The sequence below is a fragment of the Bacteroides sp. Marseille-P8574 genome, assembly GCF_902825465.1.
GTDB lineage: Bacteria > Bacteroidota > Bacteroidia > Bacteroidales > Bacteroidaceae > Bacteroides > Bacteroides uniformis.
The window spans coordinates 125,988-144,806 of sequence record NZ_CADEBE010000001.1 but is presented as its reverse complement, the minus strand read 5'-3'; the positions used below and the strand labels follow the sequence as shown (position 1 = coordinate 144,806).

Genomic DNA, 18,819 nt, shown 5'->3' with positions numbered 1-18,819 from the left:
TCAATGTTATGATAGATTTTCTCCCTGTAATGTTATCAACCGCTTCTTAACAGTCCCGTTCTTACAGGATTTTACTATAGAAATTATGACTTCATCCATACGTGGCACTTCCAATTTTCTGTATTCATTTGTATCATCACAGAAAACCACAAGATACATCTTTTCGATAATTATGTCATAATTTCTTTCGAGAATATAGCGATATAGGTTCTGTTGAATACAATAATGCCAATATGGCGTATCCTCAATTTGATTGAGTTCACCTAACCCTTTCTCGCCATAGTTGTTTACCGCAATCGGTTTACCCCAAAAATCGACAATGCGATGACTACGTTTCCAATCATATATGTCAAAAACATCTCCACGTTTATGTATCATATCTATTGTACCAGCAATTTTTAGTTCGTCATCATATATAGCCCATTCTGTTCTAAACGGTTTAAATTTGTGGTTTTCGAGAAACTCTATGAATTGCATATATTCAAGTTCAAGAGAAATTTGTTCTTCTATGTGAACATATTTTCCGTCATATTTGAAAGAGAATTCTTGTTGATATGGAAGTCCCTTATAATAGTTTTCTATTTGTTGGTGCATAAAAGTTCCGACATCACGTGAACACGCACCTTTTGAATCCCATTCTTCAAGAATCTGTCCTTGTGATATATTTCGTTGATTAGCTTTATATTCTGACCAATAGTATGAATCAAATGGCTTAAAGAAACAAGATATCACACTGCTGACAGGAATAAATTGTTCCTGTCCATCATATAGATAAATATGTTCTTGTGGATAGAATTGAATATGAACGTCTTTTTCGCAAAAAACAGGTTCTCCTATTTTATAGTTTACTTTTCTATTTGAAGAAAACACCAATGGTTTCATTCTCTTGGCACAAACCCTTTCTTTTTCCGTTTGTGTTATGTCTGCAATTTCAAGTTTCTCATTGTCAACAATACCAAATTCATGGTTCAAGTATTTCTCGCGAGTATTTTCACTTGCCATAACTTTGGCTTCGATTTCTGTCCATCGTTCAATTTCCTTTGGAGTAGAACATGAGAGAAAATCGATTGGTAAAACCATAGAGGGTTGTATATAATGAAGAACTTGTGCTATAAAAGCCGCACATCCCTTAGGATTGGAAAAAACTTGATATTCAGTAAAACGAATAACAATCCATCCGATATTATTCAGAAGTGCATCACGAAAATCATCTCCACATCCTATATAATGTATAGGTTTTCGTGTAAATGCAGCATATGGTTCGTCTATTTCAATGTCTATTCTTATAGATGGGTGCTTTTTGCATATAATCGCTATATCTGGTTCAAAAGGCCTGTTATCTTCTACAGGAAGTATATTGCAATCACTGAGTATAAGTAAATCACATCCCCTGAAAGTATCTTGTAGATAATTTTGGAATTTAGCTTCACTGAACCCTCTTCTTGCTATAGCTTTTCTTCTGTATGGAAAAACAATACAGCCATCTTCAGGATATTTAGTTACTGGATATTTCCAGTTACTCTTATCTTGGACAACTGATGGCATCAAATAATCAACATATTGAACATCAAAATCATCAACCACTCCAACAGCATAATCACTTTCTATTTTTTTCTCTGTTTTGCAAATGACATCTATCAATTCTTTATCTACGCTTTTAGACAAAGCAAAATCTTTAACCTTCTTGACTTTTTCTTTTGCCGTCTCAATATCAGCAGACTTTAATGCATTAGAAATAGAATTGATTTCATCTTTTATTTGTTTTTGTTGCTGCACTTCTATGTTCTTTTTATCAATGAGTTTTTGCATCTCTTCCCGAGAAAACTCTTTCATTAAAGAAATATAAACAATACAGGGCTTTTGATGCTTAAATTTCTGTATTACAGATTCGCATCTTTTTACAAACAAGTCTTGTGTTGTTACTCCATCAATAATAACAACATAGTTTGAAGATAATTCATCTATATGATGGAGAGCACATGATTGAAATCCAAGTACAGCCAAATCAAGAGTTAAAAACTGAACTTGAAGATTTTCATCGAATTCAGCCCCATATGCGATTACTTGCACAGGGACACCCAATGATTTTATAAAGTTACTAATCTCTATGTTGATATAAGAAGGGGTATTTATTTTTCCCTCCTTATATTTATCTATATTAATGTTATTCTCTTGCGTCTGTTTAAAATGAGTGTAATCTAAATCGGTTGCAGTGCAAAAACTTGAAAAAAAGAATTGCCATATGCGATATTCTCCTTGTATGATATTTCCTTTATAGTCGGTTTTTTGAAAATTCATGTTATAAAAATAGCAACCAGAATGTGGCGTTGTAGATTTTTTGCTACGACATAACTTACTAAAAGCTATTTGTGCCTTTTCCCATTCTTCGGTACTTAAAAACTCTTTTTGCCGCCTATCGAAATCTATTATTTCCGTAATATTACTTATTATTATTGATTTGTTTGCAGAAGGATGTTCTTTTTGCCAACAAGTAAGTCCATCTGAATAGTTGGCTTTAATCATATTATATTCAGTTGATACCTGCTTTTCTCGTTGTATTCTTTCCAATTCGAGCTTTTCTCTCTTTTCCCATTCAACTTTAGGGAATGAGAGGAATTTATTTATATCTTGTTTTGTAAGATTGTTTTCAGACTGGAATATTCGTAATTCTTTTCGAAAGAAAGAGTATGCATTAGGATATATATCTTTTTGATGCTTAAATTTCTTTATTAAACGCTTGGTTGATAAATTTGATATAAATATAAAAGCTATAAGAATGGCTATTAAAATTCCTATAATTATGCATACGACTTTAAAACCTTGAGTAAGTCCCCAAGTTATAAGTGCTAGTAGGGCATATCCAATACAACCCCATTTTTTTTCTGAATCCATAATTCTTACTTATAAATATATAAAGCGTGAACTGCACAGCCACGTCTTTATTTGGAGGTCGTAGGAAACCTTGCATACAGATGTAGTAATAGCAGCCCACGCTATAGCGTGAGAACCACTATGCCATCTGAGTATGCAATTTGAAAATTTCCTACGTTTCCAAATACTTGATGCGCATAACGCTTCTTTCTTATCTAATATGTTTTGGAAAGAGTTACCTCAATCCGATACAAAGGTAAGAAAAATCCGTGATCTGCCATTCAAACATCACGGATTTTTTTGATTTACAGTTTCATACTCCTATTCTGTCTTGGTTTCGGTATTCCGATAGCTTCTCTAAACTCATTCATTTTCTTTCTGAACCAGTTCACGTGTGAAACCCCGTCTATCTTGAAATCGAATCTACCGTTTTCGTCCTGTCTGATGGAACAGACGGAGTGTCGGGTATCAAAACTTCGGTTAAATTCGGAAGAATAGAGTTCGCCTTTTATCCCGACCTCCTTGAACTCGCACAGTCTTCTGATTATTCCGTCATTGAACCCCAATCGGTCACGCAGGAAGTTTATTACAGGCATCAGCTTCTCCACATACGGGAAATAGCGTCTGACAAAATCCGTAAACTCCGACAGCTTGCGGTGCTGTTGCTCGTAAGCGTTTCTTATCTCCTGTATCTGTTCGGCTTGTTGCCGTTCCCGTTGTCGGGCTTCGTCTTCAAGTTCAAGGATGCGGTCTTGCAAGTCCTCGTTCCTGCGTTCCAACGATTTCATTCTTCCACTTCCGAAAAGAGAACCCACACTGCTTGCAAGGGCGGTTGCCGTATCGGTGGCTGCGCTTTTGAGCTTGTCGGTGCGGATTTCCGCTTTTACCTGTTTCAGTTCCTCCTGCGCCTCGGCTTTCTTCTCCTGTAACAGTCTGGTTTCGGTTTCAAGGGTTTCATTTTTCTTTTTCAAGTCCCGATAATACTGCATGGTGGTAGTGTGCCGTGCTTCCGAGCCCCGTACCCCACGTTGCAATCCGTATTTCGTCATCACCCTTGCGTAATTGTCGTGGTAGGCAATCAGGGTCTGGCGGTTGAACAGGTCATCGGCACACAAACGGACGGAATTTGTTTTCTTGCGGTACTTGCGCTTACCGTCCGTCTGTTCTTTCTTGGCTTTGCGCCTTTCACCCGTCACGATAGGAACAACGGCTGCGTGGATGTGCGGAGTCTTCTCGTCCATGTGCAGATGGGCGGCAACCACATTGTCTTTGCCGAATGTGGCTTGCAGCCATTGGATGCTGTCGTTGCACCATTCGTCGAGCTTTCCTTTTTCCTGTATGTTCATCATGTCCTCGTGCGTACCCGACAAAACCACCCGGACAACGCGGACTTGGTCGTGCGTGATTTTCCGTCTGATGCCTGCCGTGTTCAGCCTGTGGGCAATCGCTTCATCCCTGCCGTGAACGCCATCAGGGTATTCGACAAGCACCCTGTTCAGATGTGTTCTTGTCGGGTCTGCGTTTTTAGGTATTATCTTTCTCTCTATATGGTCGGACTGCGTGGTGTCCGATGTACCCTTTGCCTTCTTAATGTCCAATGAAAAATATCCCATATCATTACTGTTTTTGCGGTTATCGTTATGTTTCTTCTCTCTGCCTGCGGCATCGGCTCACAGGGTTTATTATGCAAATGAACCATTGCAGCACTCGGCATAATCCAAACGAGTTTGGCTTCTGCTCTCGTTTGCACAGGGTTTCCAAAGGGATTTCCCTTTGGCTCGATAGGGTGTTTTTAGCGTTACGGAGTAATGCGTGAAGAAAACGCCCTATTGAGCTATGGTATTTCTGTCTAAATACCTTGGGAGAGCGGACGTGCATATTACAGATGAAATCCCCCTTTCTTTTTCGGTGGCTGCATCATCCGCCTTGCGGATTGGACTTGTTTCTTCTCCTTTATCGGCTCTGCCGATTGGGACAAGGGCTTACCGCACAGATAGTCGTTCAAGTCCTTATAATCACGATAGTACATTGACTTGTCAAGCATCCGTTCCCCGAACTTCTCTTTCAGCTTCTTGCAGGTGCTCCGTCCAGCCGTGTCGTTGTCAAGGAAACAGCCGATTCGGGTGTAGGTTTCCAATAAGCTTTCCGCTTTCGCAAGATTGGAAACGGAGTTCAGTATGACATAGTCCTGTGTGTCCAATCGCGGGTGTTGCGGATTGTTTCTTACTCGGATGGTAAGGAATGAGAGGTAATCCATGAACCCCTCGAACAGGTAACACATACATCGTTGTCCGTCCTGCTGTCGGATATGGGTGATGTCTTTCGGGGCGACACATCCCTTGAAGTATCTGTTGCGCACTTCATATCCTCCTGCCATGTTCGGAAAGCCGATGGCAAAATAGGGTTTGTCGGCATTCATAAACCGAAGCTCCCTGCATTCCCTTTTGGCAAGTCCGATGTTTATTCCCCTTTCTTGCAGATAGGCTATAAGAGCAGGAGAGGACAACTCACCAACCCTTAATCCCTGATAAGGCTGATTGTCGGAATGCTGTCTGCCAAAAGAGAACGATGCAGGGCGGATGTATGCTGTCCGCTCCTCTATGCGTTTCAGCAGATAGGCTACATCTTCCGAATGGTAGAGTTCCGCTGCCAATGCAATGATATTACCGCCTTTGCCGATGCCGAAGTCGTACCATTTTTCAAGCTCGGTGTTTACCTTGAACGATGCGTCCGTTTCTTCCCGTAACGGTGATTTGTACCACAGGTTCTTGCCTTGTTGCTTTACAGGCGTATAGCCCAGACTTTGCAGATAGTCTGCCAGTTTGATTTGCTTTACATCTTGGATTGTCATATTACATACGGTTTTGAAGTTGATGAAAATTTGTTGATTTGATGAATTGTCAATGTAATATGTTTATATACAGCCTCGTAACCTCTCAACATCTTCTCAACAAACCGCTCACCAAAAGAGAAATCCACAAACGGCTGTCGGCGGTTTCTCAACTTCTCTTTTGGCTTGTTGAGATTTTGCTGAAAATGTATATCGTTTATTATCAGTGTATTTATACCTATATTCAACAATTCAACAGAAAAAATGATAGTGTTACAAGGATTCGAGTTGTTCCCTTGTGACGGTGTAGAAGCGTCCCACTCTCTTTATCGGCTCATACCGACACTCCCGATTGCAGTTGAATTGGTAAGTGGTATAAGTCAGTCCGTTGGATGCAGGTGTAAGTTTCCAACATTCCTGCAACACTTTTCGGACTTGGTGTTTCTCCACCTTCACCTGTGAGTGTACCAGCAAAAGAAGAATGTCGCTGTAACAGAAAGAGAATGTATCCGTGCCGACACTGTCCATGATGTCAAGGACAAGTTCGTGCATCTCTATCTCCAACCGGTTGCGGTTGCTGCGGATAATCTTCTGCAAGGCTTCTGTATGCAGCAATGTGGGGTTGAACCACATCCGGCTTTCCTTTTCGGTGGACAGTTTTCTGTGTTGCAGGAAATGGAGAAAGGCGGGTATCTCCGCTTTCAGCTTTTGCAGGAAGTCGGTATCATCGGACTGCAAGCGGTCTATCTTGCGCACCCAATAGCGTGTTTCCCCTGCGTCTATGATTACGGGCAGATGCTCGTTGTTGGAACACAGCACGAATTTGGCGAAGAACGCAATCTCGTCACGGTCTTTGCCTTTGGCTTCCACCTTGTAGGATAAGGTAGTGCTAAGATTCTTCAACCGCTCGCTATCCTCCCTGCGGTTGAGCAGCACCTCATCCACCACGATAAGCAACTTGCCAGCCCAGTCGGAATTGAACTGGCTGCGGAAATCCTCGTTGGTGTTGAAAGTCACATTGTTCTGAAAAAGGGCTTTCAGAAAGTTCAGGAAGGTGCTTTTGCCCGTGTTGCGTTCTTCCGACACCAACAGCAGGATAGGCAACTTCTGAATCGGTTGCAGGTAGAGCAGTTGCAGATAGTCCATCCCCAACTCGTACTGTTCCCCGAAGATGTGCCGTACTAAAGATTGGATATGCGATAAATCGCCCTCCTGCGGTCGGTGGTCTATCGGTTCGTAGAGGTTAAGGAACTTGCCGACCACGGAACGGTAGCCGATGTGTTCGGGTACGGTGCAGAAGCCGTCATACTTGGGAACGCTGCCGATGTAATCCTTGCCGTAATCCTGTCGCAGGGTCTCGTTGTTCCATGCGATGCGTTTCTTCACATACCCTCCGTTCAGTCTCGGTTGCTCCACAATCTTGTAGAGCGTTGTCCCGACACGGATAAATTCTTCCTTTGCCATGCCGCCATCCGATGGCGGTCTGTGGCTGTCCTGTTGTTCGATAGCTGACATAATCAAATGGTTTTAAGTTTGAAAATTACCAGCTACAAAAATATAATCAATTATCGGATAGGTTGTTATGCAAAACACAGCAGAATGGTGACAAATAGCCCCCGAAACAAAAACTTTCGATGGCTTGGGGCAGGAAACAGGTTCTGCAAACGGAAAAACTCCCGAAAAGCGAATGTCGGATTACGCTTTTCGGGAGAAAAAATCAGAGCGTCTGTCGTTCTGTCGTACTGACTTAATGAATTACTGACTTACCGAGTGAATAATGTCAGGCATTCAGCTACGAGAAGTATTCGGATTTGGATATACCATTGGTATTCAGCGAGAAAAAGATGCTTGTTTTCTCTTTTCGCAGGTACAGTCTTTCAAGAACGGCATTGCGTACCCGTTCCGCTCCGAATGTGCCGATATGGAAAGCAAGGGCTACTATCGCTTCAAGGTTGTAAACCTCCATACAGCAATTATCGGATACCCGTATGCTTCGCCTTATCCCGTATTCCCTTAAAATTCCGCTCTTGCAAAGAGCTTTCAGCCCTGCACGGAATGTCGGGGCGGTTACTCCGAACAGGTCGCAAAGTTCCCATTCGCTCATGGCGGTTGCGCTAATGTCGGTCGGCAAGGTGATGTTGCCGTTGCCGTCCGTTGTGATGATGCTTCGTTTCATGGCTATGCTTGGTTATGGGGTTACACTTCCGAACGATGCGTTCAGCTTGTTGCCGAACATCGTCAGGTCATTGTCAAGTTTCTGTGTGGTTATCTTCGCATAGATTTGAGTCGTGACAATGTTCGTATGTCCCAAAACACGGCTCACGCTTTCAATGGGCATCCCCTTGCTAAGAGCCAGTGTTCCAAACGTATGACGTGCACAGTGGTAGGAGATTTGCTTCTCTATTCCGCATTCCGCCATTACCTTTTTCAGTTGTTTGCACATCGTCCAATAGTTGATTTTCCCGAAAACCAGCTTGTCTTCCGACAGATACTTGTACCGTTCGATTATCTGCAAGGGAATATCCAGCAGCTTCACTTGGAACGGGACATTTGTCTTGTGCCGTTTCGACAATATCCATTTCTCACCGTTCACCTCCACTATTTCGTCTGTTGTGAGTTCTTTCATATCTACAAAAGACAAGGCGGTGAAGCAGGCGAAAATGAACAGATCCCGCACCAATGTGAGGGTGGGGTTGTCAAACTCGTGCGCCATGATTCTTTTGATTTCGTCCTCTGTCAGATATTCCCGTTCCTTAACATTCGGGCTGATATGGAACTGCGCAAACGGATTTCTCGGTATCAGTCCGTTATAGTGCGCACGCATCACCACTCCTTTTAGCCACATGCAGTTCAGCCAGATGGTGGCGTTTTTCAGTCCCCGTTCAGCCGTAAGATAAGCCGCAAATTCCTTGATGAAGTCGGGTGTAAGTTCCAGCATGGACATATCCGTCCGTCTGTAGAATGACTTGATAAAGGCTGCGACATAGTTCCTTGCCCTTACCATGACCTTGTATGTGCCGATGCTGCGGTCTTTGCCGACACGTTTCAGGAAGTTGGCGCAATCCTTGTCAAAAGCCTTTATCAGTGTCTCATACTCGCTTCCTACCCCTTGGTAGGCATTGCGCACCATTTCAGCCGTTACGTATGCCTCTCGGTCGGATATGCGCTGATAGTGCTTGATGATTTGCGCCTTGATGTTGTCCAATGCCAGATTGATGTTCCGTGCTTCGGCGCTCTTGCCTTTGGCTCGGTTGCCTTTCGCATCCCAAAGGGTTTTCGGGATGGTCTGCTTGCAACTGAACTGCGCCACAGTACCGTTGATTGTCACTCGTCCCATGATGGGGACAATACCGTCTTTCTCCTTGCTGCCGTTCACGTAGAACAGCACTTTGAATGTACTTCTTGCCATACTCGTTTTTTTTGTTTGCAAAGTTAAATATCAACGAGTTAGACCTTGATACGCAAATCGGTGACAAACGGTGCAATAGCATCTCTCATATGTTAAATCTTACTCTTTCACGGGTAATGATTTGCAAACCATTCTTCTTCTTAAATCCGCTTTTCTTTGCGTTTTCCGATTTTTCGGCTTGTCATCATTTGACACCGTAACAGCTCTGATATTAAGTCGTTTAGCGTCATTTCTCCCGTTTTTCGAGGTTATTCCAGAGATTTTATGTTTACTTTGCAGCTATATTGATAATAACCATTAATAATTGTAATACAACGAAAAACATGATTTGGAATGAAAGCATCGAATGCATGGACCGCGAAAGCCTTCGTAAAATCCAGAGCATTCGTCTCAAAAAGACTGTGGAACGTGTGTATCATGACACTCCTTTTTACCGTAAGAAAATGCAGGAACTGGGAATTACTCCCGATGACATAAACAGTATAGATGATATTGTAAAACTGCCTTTTACCACCAAGTATGACTTGCGGGACAATTATCCCTTTGGCCTCTGTGCCGTACCTATGAGCCAGATTGTGCGTATTCATGCCTCTTCCGGCACTACTGGAAAGCCCACTGTAGTAGGCTATACCCGGAAAGACCTTTCAGTATGGTCCGAATGCCTTTCACGGGCCTTTACCGCCTATGGTGCCGGTAGTTCGGATATTTTCCAGGTGTCCTACGGTTACGGACTTTTCACCGGCGGACTGGGTGCGCATGCCGGTGCCGAGAATATCGGAGCTTCTGTCATCCCGATGTCCAGCGGTAATACAGAGAAGCAGATTACACTGATGCATGATTTCGGTTCTACCGTGCTTTGCTGCACACCCTCATACGCCCTCTATCTGGCAGATGCCATCAAGGACTCCGGCCTTCCCCGAGAAGATTTCAAGTTGAAAATAGGAGCCTTTGGCGCCGAGCCATGGACCGAAAATATGCGTCGGGATATTGAAACAAAGCTGGGAATCAAGGCTTTTGATATTTATGGACTTAGCGAGATTGCCGGTCCCGGTGTAGGTTACGAGTGCGAGTGCCAGCACGGCACTCACCTCAACGAAGACCATTATTTCCCCGAGATTGTAGATCCGAAGACCCTCGAGCCGGTTGCTCCCGGCCAGACCGGCGAATTGGTGTTCACTCACCTTACCAAAGAGGGTATGCCGCTGTTGCGCTATCGTACCAAGGACCTCACGGCCTTGCACTACGATAAGTGCTCCTGTGGACGCACACTGGTCCGTATGGACCGCATTTTGGGACGTAGCGATGACATGCTGATTATCCGTGGTGTCAATGTATTCCCCACCCAGATCGAGTCTGTCATTCTCGAAATGCCGGAGTTCGAACCTCACTACCTCTTACTGGTAGATCGCAAGAACAATACCGATACCATGGAGTTGCAGGTTGAAGTTCGTCCCGAATACTATTCCGACGAAATCAACAAGATGCTGGCTTTGAAGAAGAAGCTCGTAGCCCGCCTGCAGAGCGTACTCGGTCTCGGTGTAGATGTCCGTCTGGTAGAACCACGCAGTATTGAGCGCAGCGTAGGCAAAGCCAAGCGCGTCATCGACAACCGCAAATTGTAATTGCCAAATTGTAAATTGTAAATTGTCAAATAGTAAATGAACCTATGGTAGCAAAACAACTTTCCATTTTTCTGGAGAACAAGTCCGGCCGCCTCACAGAGGTGACTGAAGTTCTTGCAAAAGAAGGTGTCAACCTTTCTGCTCTATGTATTGCAGAGAATGCCGATTTCGGTATCCTTCGTGGTATTGTTTCTGAACCGGATAAAGCATATAAAGCTTTGAAAGATAATCACTTCGCTGTGAATGTAACGGATGTGGTAGGCATCAGTTGTCCCAATATTCCCGGCTCATTGGCGAAAGTGCTCCGCTTCCTCTCCGATGAAGGTGTCTTCATCGAGTACATGTATTCCTTTGCCAACGGTGAAACGGCCAATGTCATCATCCGTCCTAACGACATGGATAACTGCATCCGTGTATTGACAGAAAAAAAGGTTGATTTGCTGGCGGCAAGCGATTTGTATAAGCTGTAAAATGTAAAAATAGTGATTAGCGATTAGTGGTTGGTGGTTGCGCTATTACTCCGCATGGCACTAACCGCTAATCCCTAATTCCTAACCATTAATCCTTATTTCCTGCCCGTTCGTCTGGTTTTTGAAAAATTAAGGCTCGTATCGTTGCTTTATTCGATGCGAACCCCTATCTTTGCGCATTATTTGAACAAAAGTAATGAAGAAGAACATCCTAATAACTCTGCTTGCAGCATTGCTGCTCTCCTCGTGTGGAGAATACAACAAATTGCTGAAAAGCACAGATTACGAATACAAGTACGAAGCGGCAAAAAATTACTTCGCAAAAGGTCAGTATAACCGTGCTGCCACTTTGCTCAACGAATTGATTGCTATTCTCAAAGGTACTGATAAGGCAGAGGAATCCCTCTATATGCTGGGCATGAGTTACTATAACCAGAAGGATTATCAGACTGCTGCGCAGACTTTCATTCAATACTACAACGTTTATCCCCGCGGTACATTCACAGAACTGGCACGTTTCCACGCCGGTAAAGCTTTGTATCTGGATACTCCGGAGCCGCGTTTGGACCAATCCGGCACGTATAGCGCCATCCAGCAGTTGCAGATGTTTATGGAATACTTCCCGCAAAGTTCCAAGAAAGAGGAGGCGCAGAACATGATATTTGCCTTGCAGGACAAGCTGGTGATGAAGGAGTATCTGTCTGCAAAACTTTATTATAATATGGGTAATTATCTGGGTAACAACTATCAGGCTTGCGTTATCACTGCGCAGAATGCTTTGAAGGATTATCCCTATACCAACCTGCGTGAAGATTTATCCATTCTTATCTTGCGTGCCAAGTATGAGTTGGCTGTATACAGTGTGGAAGACAAAAGGGCAGAACGTTACCGCGAAGCTGTGGATGAATGTTATGCCTTTAAAAATGAGTTCCCCGAAAGTAAGTATATGAAGGAAGTCGACCGAATCTTTAAGGAAGCACAGAAAATGCTGGGAGAAGGAAGTGAAGAGCAATAATATAATAATACAATAGATAAATTTATGGATTACAGAAAGACAAATGCTCCTACTACTACGGTGACCCGTGATATGATGGAGTTGTGTGAGGATACCGGTAATGTATACGAAAGCGTAGCGATTATCGGAAAACGTGCCAACCAGATTAGTGTGGAAATCAAGAATGACCTTTCCAAAAAGCTTGCTGAGTTTGCCTCTTACAATGATAATTTGGAAGAAGTGTTCGAAAACCGGGAACAGATTGAGATTTCCCGCTATTACGAAAAACTGCCGAAGCCGACATTGATTGCAACACAAGAGTATGTGGAGGGTAAGATTTACTATCGTAACCCGGCTAAGGAAAAAGAAAAATTACAGTAATGATACAACGTATTCAATCTGTTTATTTGTTGTTGGTAACTATCCTGTTGGTTGTGGCAATTTGCATGCCTGTAGGACAGTTCATCGGAGCGGACGGAGTGACGGCGCATGTTTTCAAACCTCTGGGAGTGGCTTTGGCCGACGGAGGATTTCAGTCTACTTGGGGCTTGTTCGGGATATTGTTGCTCAGTGCACTTGTTGCCTTCTGTACGATATTCCTTTTCCGTAACCGTATGTTGCAAATACGCATGACGATTTTCAGCAGCATTCTGCTGATAGGCTACTACATAGCCTTCTGTGTATTTATGTTTATTTTGAAGGGTGATTTGGATGCAATGACTTTCCAGTTAGGATGGGCGCTTTGCCTTCCGGTGGTAGCCATCATCCTTAACTATCTGGCCTTCCGTGCCATCTACAAAGATGAGGTGATGGTGAAGGCGGCAGACCGTTTAAGAAGATAAGAAGGTTTATCTACTTGATAATAACAAAAGGCAGACCACGTATTTCATTCGGAATACGTGGTCTGCCTTTTGTATCGTTTCCGCTTGAGGTTACAGCCGTTCCATTATACTGTTCCCATTAGAGGAAATTGTCGTTCCTATATGTGGAAACGGGTGTCTCCTATAAGCATTACTTCTTCAAGTCGAAGAGATAAGTTATCTTGGCCGTAATGACTCCGTGTGCGGAGCGTGAGAAAAAGTCTTTCTTGGTGCTGCCATAGAAATCGGATAAAGCATAGTAGTATCTTCCTTCTACGATGAAATTGCCTGCCTTGGTGCGCAGCTCTATGCCTGCTCCGCCTGCAATGCCGTAGTCGAATTTGTTGTCTATGGCCTTGCCGTGCTGTTCCACGGTGATGTTGGTGTAGGATTCTGCTACAGTGCCGTCCCAGTCGCCGTCTATTTTTTCGCTGTCGCCAAGCAGGAAACCTATCTGCGGACCGGCATGGATGAAGAATTGCAAACCGCGGTCCTTGCCGAATGCCAGATGTGCCAGGAACGGTATTTCCACATAGTTCATGGTGCGGGTGTAGCTCAGTGTGGGATAGTCCTCGTAATACTCGTCCCAACCGTGTTGTGAGAAGTTCAGCTCGATTTGTGCACCGCAAATCATACTGAAGTATTTTTCGGAAATGTATCGGGCTGTTACACCGCCGTTGATACCCATCAGATTCTTCTGCTTGACAGAGGGAGAGAAGCTTACGCTATTCAGATTGATGCCTCCATTGACGCCCACAGCGAAGTTGTGGCGTTGCTCGCCCACCTGCGCATGCAGGGGCAATATACATGCACACACCAGCAGGGCGAATATGATGATTGTTCTCAGGTTCATGTTATAAGTTATAAGTTACAAGCTACAAGTTAATAGTTATATAGTGGATTATCAGATTATTAATCCTTAATCCCTAATCAAAGTCCAACTTCACCAACTCAAAGTTCTTGGTGAAGTGCACGAAGAACACCTTCTTGTTGATGAAGCCTCCCCAGTTGTTTACCCGTTGGAACTTGAAGCCGGTCTGGATGGGAATCAAATCCAGTCCCTGCATGTTCTTCTCGAAAGAAGAGCCATAGCGCGCAAGTCCTTTCAGGAAGAAATAACCGGTATCGAAGCCCAGCATTCCGAATTTGGGATAGCGCTCGTCCATCTCCTTGCCATACCATCTGCGGTAGTTTTTGGTAAAGTTGATGGCGGCAGGCAGCAGGTTGTTGGTATAGAAAGAGGAATAGAAATAGGTGTCCAGTTCAAAGAAGGCTTCCAAGTGGTCTTTGGTGTAGGTCTGCCATTCCGGATAGCCGAACAGATGGATACGGCTTTCGGGTTGTTCGCGCACCAATAAGGTCAATTGGGGAAGTATCTTAATCAATGTCAGGTTACTGCCGGATGTGGGGATAAAGATATTCTCACGGTCCGTGCGTAATACTGTTTTCAGGGATTCTACGGTGACATCCTCTTTCAGGCTCTTCATCGGGATGGAACGGTTGCGCAGTTCATCTTTCAGTCCCTTGATGAATTCTGCCTTGTCCTTGGTGCCCTGGCTGGCTTCAATGAAGATGACGTTGGCATTGGGGAACTGGCGCACAAAGTGGTCGTACACCTCGGAGTACAGATAGGATTGGGGGGTATTTATCTGATAGACCGCCGGATTCTGGAATACCGTGTTGTCTTTCGATGTGAATGGTATCACCAGGCGTGTGTCTTGTTTCTTGGCAAACTCGGCCAGAGGTTTGATGTGCTGTTGGTACAGAGGCCCGAAGATGATGTCCATGTCTTTCATCTCGCTTTTGCCCAGGATGGAGTTCAGCGAGGCACTTTCGGGACCAGAATTGTAAGTGTACAAGTCAATGGAAGTGCCAGTACGTTTCAAGCTGTCTACGGCCATCAGCAGGCCTTCGTAGTATTCCACCATACGGGAAGACTCGCTCTTTGATACCCCGTCCAGGAAGGGAAGGATGACGGCAGCCTTGATGGTGCTGAAGCGTTCTGTCTTTTTCCGGTTTTCACGGAACAGCTCGCTGTCGGTAGGTATTGCCTGCGACTGGATATTTTGCTCCGTCTGTGCTTTGGGATAGGGAATGCAGAGGAAGGTTCCCTTCTTTATTTTGTTTTCGCCTTTTAATTCCGGGTTGGCGGCTATCAGTTCGGCTTCGCTGATGCCGTATTCACGGCTGATGCTGAATACGGTTTCTTTCCGCTTCACTTTATGCATGTCACGGCATCGTGACTCTACGGGGCCGAGAATATTGTTGTTGGCAACCACAGTGCTGCTTTGTGTCTCAACCGGGACCATGGTTTGGGGCTCGGTTGTGGAAGGGATACGGATTACTTGTCCGATACGGAAATTCTCGGCGCTCAGTCCCGGGTTGGCGTCACAGATGGCTTTGGCAGATACATTGTATTTCACGGTCAGTCGGTAAAGGGTCTCACCGGTTTCGATGGTATGGTATGTTTCTTTTTGTATGTTGGCAGCGCTGCGTGGAATACGCAATGTGCGTCCGATGAATATTTTCTCGTCACTGCCGGGGTTCAGTTTGATGATGTCCGACTGGCTGACGCCGTACATGCTGGCGATGGAGTAGAGACTTTGTCCTTTTTCGATAGTATGCAGAAAATAAGATTGATTCTCTTGTGCTATTGCACCGATACTGCATGCACTGGCAAGCAGCAGGGAGCAGATAATGCGGTTAATCGTTTTCATTCAGTAATCGTTGGTTTATGTTTACAATTTCCCAAAGTAGCTGCAAAGGTACGAATATTGTGGCATTCAAACCAAAGGATTGCGTTAAGAAATAATATTGTGCATTTCAAAACTGAAAAATAGCGCTTTTCGGCTGATATTCGGGGGGAAACAGTTATTTTTGCAGTTAAAACGATAGGATAAATCAACATGCAAGAAGAAACAGAATATATCAATGTATATGGTGCGCGCGTGCACAACCTCAAGAATATCGATGCCGAGATTCCCCGTAACAGCCTGACTGTGATTACAGGCCTGAGCGGAAGCGGCAAGTCCTCTTTGGCATTCGATACTATTTTTGCCGAAGGGCAGCGCCGCTATATCGAGACCTTTTCAGCCTATGCCCGTAACTTCCTGGGAAATTTGGAACGTCCGGACGTGGATAAGATAACGGGACTGAGTCCGGTTATCTCCATCGAGCAGAAAACCACGAATAAGAATCCACGTTCCACGGTGGGTACAACGACAGAGGTTTATGATTACCTTCGTTTGTTGTATGCCCGTGCAGGAGAGGCTTATTCTTATCTCTCCGGCGAGAAGATGGTGAAGTATACCGAGGAACAGATACTCGATCTTATCCTGAAGGATTACAAAGGAAAACGCATTTATATCCTTGCTCCACTGGTGCGCAGCCGTAAGGGGCATTACAAGGAGCTCTTCGAGCAGGTGCGCAAGAAAGGCTATCTCTACGTACGTGTGGATGGTGAGGTGTGCGAAGCCTTGCCAGGCATGAAGCTGGACCGCTATAAGAACCATGATGTGGAGGTGGTGATAGACAAGCTGGTGGTGACGGACAAGGATGACACACGCCTGAAGAACAGCGTGGCCACTGCCATGCGCCAAGGTGACGGATTGCTGATGATACTCGATGTGCAGACGGATAGCGTGCGCCATTACAGCAAACGGCTGATGTGTCCCGTGACGGGGTTGTCCTATCGGGAACCGGCGCCGCACAACTTTTCCTTCAATTCGCCGCAAGGTGCATGTCCTAAATGCAAAGGGTTGGGGGTGGTCAGCCAGATTGATATTGACAAGGTGATTCCCGACCGTGAGCTCTCCATTGCCGGAGGTGCCATCGCACCGTTGGGGAAAGCCAAGAACAGCATGATTTTCTGGCAGATTACCGCCTTGCTGGAGAAATATGAAGCAACGCTGAAAACACCGGTCAAAGACTTACCGGAGGATGCCATCGACGAGATTCTCTATGGCTCGGACGAGCGTATCAAGATAAAGAGTTCACTGATAGGCACCTCTTCTGATTATTTTGTGACGTTTGAGGGGGTTGTAAAGTATATCCAGATGCTGCAGGAGAAGGATGCTTCTGCCACGGTACAGAAGTGGGCGGACCAGTTTGCCAAGACTGCCGTTTGTCCGGAGTGTCATGGCGCCAAGTTGAATAAGGAAGCGCTTTCATTCCGCATTCACGACAAGAACATCTACGAATTGTCTACGATGGACATCAATGAACTGTATGACTGGCTGGTAAACGTAGACCCGTATCTTAGTAGCAAGCAACAGCAGATTGCCGGTGAAATCCTGAAGGAAATCCGTACACGGCTCAAATTTCTGCTTGATGTAGGTCTGGATTATCTTTCGCTGAACCGTAGTTCCGTCAGCCTTTCCGGTGGTGAAAGCCAGCGTATCCGCCTGGCTACGCAGATAGGTTCACAGCTGGTGAATGTGCTGTATATATTGGATGAGCCGAGTATCGGCCTGCACCAACGCGACAACCAGCGCTTGATACACTCTTTGAAGGAACTGCGTGACATTGGCAACTCCGTCATTGTGGTGGAGCATGACAAGGATATGATGCTCGCCGCCGATTATGTCATTGATATGGGGCCGAAAGCCGGTAGGCTGGGAGGGGATGTTGTCTTTGCCGGTACTCCCCGTGAAATGCTACGGACGCATACGCTGACTTCCCAATACTTGAATGGTGAGCGTGCCATTGAGGTGCCTGCCAAGCGTCGCGAGGGCAATGGACACAGTCTGTGGCTGCGTGGCGCCAAGGGTAATAATCTGAAGGATGTGGATGTGGAGTTCCCGCTGGGCAAGCTGATTTGCGTTACCGGTGTTTCCGGCAGTGGCAAGTCCACGCTTATCAACGAGACGTTGCAGCCTATTCTTTCGCAGAAGTTCTATCGTTCACTGCAGGATCCTTTGGACTATGATAGTATTGAAGGGCTGGAATATATAGACAAGGTGGTGAATGTGGACCAGTCTCCTTTGGGACGAACGCCGCGTTCCAATCCTGCCACTTATACCGGTGTGTTTTCCGATATCCGCAATCTGTTTGTCGGCTTGCCCGAAGCGAAGATACGTGGATATAAGGCGGGACGCTTCTCCTTCAACGTCAGTGGCGGACGCTGCGAAGCTTGCCAAGGCAATGGGTACAAGTGCATTGAGATGAATTTCCTGCCGGATGTGTATGTGCCTTGCGAGGTATGTCACGGCAAGCGTTACAACCGAGAGACGCTGGAAGTGCGTTTTAAGGGAAAATCCATTGCCGATGTGCTGGATATGACCATCAACCGTGCGGTGGAGTTTTTCGAGAATGTGCCTCAGATATTGAACAAAATTAAGGTTATCCAGGAAGTGGGATTGGGTTATATCAAGTTGGGCCAGTCTTCCACCACGCTCTCCGGAGGTGAGAGCCAGCGCGTGAAGTTGGCTACGGAACTTTCCAAACGTGATACGGGCAAGACTCTGTATATCCTTGACGAACCTACTACCGGACTTCATTTCGAAGATATCCGCGTTTTGATGAACGTGTTGAACAAACTTGTAGACAAAGGGAATACCGTCATCGTCATAGAGCATAATCTCGATGTCATCAAGATGGCGGACTATATCATCGATATGGGGCCAGAAGGCGGTAAGGGAGGGGGAGAACTCCTTTCCTGCGGAACCCCGGAAGAGGTTGCTAAAAGCAAGAAAGGCTATACGCCTAAGTTCCTGCGTGAAGAATTGAATATCAAGTGATAATTATCTCATCATAGAGAATATT

The 18,819-nt window shown here is 45.0% G+C and carries 14 protein-coding genes; 6 read left to right on the top strand and 8 right to left on the bottom strand.

Annotated elements, in window-relative coordinates:
- Positions 1–6: 6 nt before the first annotated feature.
- The 6 genes from HUX74_RS00620 to HUX74_RS00595 all read right to left on the bottom strand — a co-directional run bounded on the left by HUX74_RS00620 (position 7) and on the right by HUX74_RS00595 (position 9,110).
- Positions 7–2,892: a PD-(D/E)XK nuclease family protein gene (locus tag HUX74_RS00620; RefSeq protein WP_174646029.1), complete on the bottom strand. Its 2,886-nt coding sequence runs from the start codon at positions 2,890–2,892 to the stop codon at positions 7–9.
- 284 nt (positions 2,893–3,176) lie between these two features.
- Positions 3,177–4,484, bottom strand: coding sequence for a MobV family relaxase (gene mobV, locus HUX74_RS00615; RefSeq protein ID WP_018697421.1), 1,308 nt, complete (start codon positions 4,482–4,484; stop codon positions 3,177–3,179).
- A 266-nt stretch (positions 4,485–4,750) separates the two neighbouring features.
- A complete protein-coding gene (locus HUX74_RS00610) occupies positions 4,751–5,722 on the bottom strand; it encodes a toprim domain-containing protein (protein WP_174646028.1) in 972 nt (323 codons plus the stop codon).
- Positions 5,723–5,974: 252 nt separating this feature from the next.
- Positions 5,975–7,216, bottom strand: a complete 1,242-nt coding sequence (locus HUX74_RS00605; protein ID WP_174646027.1) for a primase-helicase family protein — start codon at positions 7,214–7,216, stop codon at positions 5,975–5,977.
- A gap of 277 nt (positions 7,217–7,493) precedes the next feature.
- Positions 7,494–7,877, bottom strand: a complete 384-nt coding sequence (locus HUX74_RS00600; RefSeq protein ID WP_008672343.1) for a hypothetical protein — start codon at positions 7,875–7,877, stop codon at positions 7,494–7,496.
- Between the two features lie 12 nt (positions 7,878–7,889).
- The gene (locus HUX74_RS00595; protein ID WP_174646026.1) at positions 7,890–9,110 is read right to left on the bottom strand and encodes a site-specific integrase; all 1,221 of its coding nucleotides are present in this window, start codon (positions 9,108–9,110) and stop codon (positions 7,890–7,892) included.
- A gap of 323 nt (positions 9,111–9,433) precedes the next feature.
- On the opposite strand from HUX74_RS00595, the gene HUX74_RS00590 reads away from it, so the two are divergent.
- The 5 genes from HUX74_RS00590 (at position 9,434) to HUX74_RS00570 (ending at position 13,038) form a co-directional block, all read left to right on the top strand.
- Positions 9,434–10,732: a phenylacetate--CoA ligase family protein gene (locus tag HUX74_RS00590; protein WP_174646025.1), complete on the top strand. Its 1,299-nt coding sequence runs from the start codon at positions 9,434–9,436 to the stop codon at positions 10,730–10,732.
- Positions 10,733–10,776: 44 nt separating this feature from the next.
- On the top strand, positions 10,777–11,202 hold the full coding sequence (locus HUX74_RS00585; RefSeq protein WP_057098070.1) for an amino acid-binding protein: 426 nt from the start codon (positions 10,777–10,779) through the stop codon (positions 11,200–11,202).
- 196 nt (positions 11,203–11,398) lie between these two features.
- Entirely contained in the window at positions 11,399–12,217 is an 819-nt protein-coding gene (locus tag HUX74_RS00580; RefSeq protein WP_009038614.1) for an outer membrane protein assembly factor BamD, read from the top strand.
- A gap of 24 nt (positions 12,218–12,241) precedes the next feature.
- Positions 12,242–12,577, top strand: a complete 336-nt coding sequence (locus HUX74_RS00575) for a DNA-directed RNA polymerase subunit omega (RefSeq protein WP_005825356.1) — start codon at positions 12,242–12,244, stop codon at positions 12,575–12,577.
- Positions 12,577–13,038: a DUF4293 domain-containing protein gene (locus HUX74_RS00570; RefSeq protein ID WP_005825355.1), complete on the top strand. Its 462-nt coding sequence runs from the start codon at positions 12,577–12,579 to the stop codon at positions 13,036–13,038. Before HUX74_RS00575 ends, HUX74_RS00570 begins: the two co-directional genes overlap by 1 nt.
- A 169-nt stretch (positions 13,039–13,207) precedes the next feature.
- Here the strand turns inward: HUX74_RS00570 and HUX74_RS00565 are convergent, their stop codons facing one another.
- Both HUX74_RS00565 and HUX74_RS00560 read right to left on the bottom strand, forming a co-directional pair.
- Positions 13,208–13,909, bottom strand: a complete 702-nt coding sequence (locus HUX74_RS00565) for a porin family protein (RefSeq protein ID WP_008663316.1) — start codon at positions 13,907–13,909, stop codon at positions 13,208–13,210.
- A 73-nt stretch (positions 13,910–13,982) separates the two neighbouring features.
- Complete coding sequence (locus tag HUX74_RS00560; protein ID WP_117599497.1) at positions 13,983–15,773, bottom strand: LysM peptidoglycan-binding domain-containing protein; 1,791 nt, start codon at positions 15,771–15,773, stop codon at positions 13,983–13,985.
- Positions 15,774–15,962: 189 nt separating this feature from the next.
- Here HUX74_RS00560 and uvrA point away from each other — a divergent pair, with 189 nt between their 5' ends.
- Positions 15,963–18,794 carry an excinuclease ABC subunit UvrA gene (gene uvrA / locus HUX74_RS00555; RefSeq protein ID WP_174646024.1) on the top strand — a complete coding sequence of 944 codons (2,832 nt, stop codon included), beginning with the start codon at positions 15,963–15,965 and terminating at the stop codon, positions 18,792–18,794.
- The last annotated feature ends 25 nt before the right edge of the window (positions 18,795–18,819 follow it).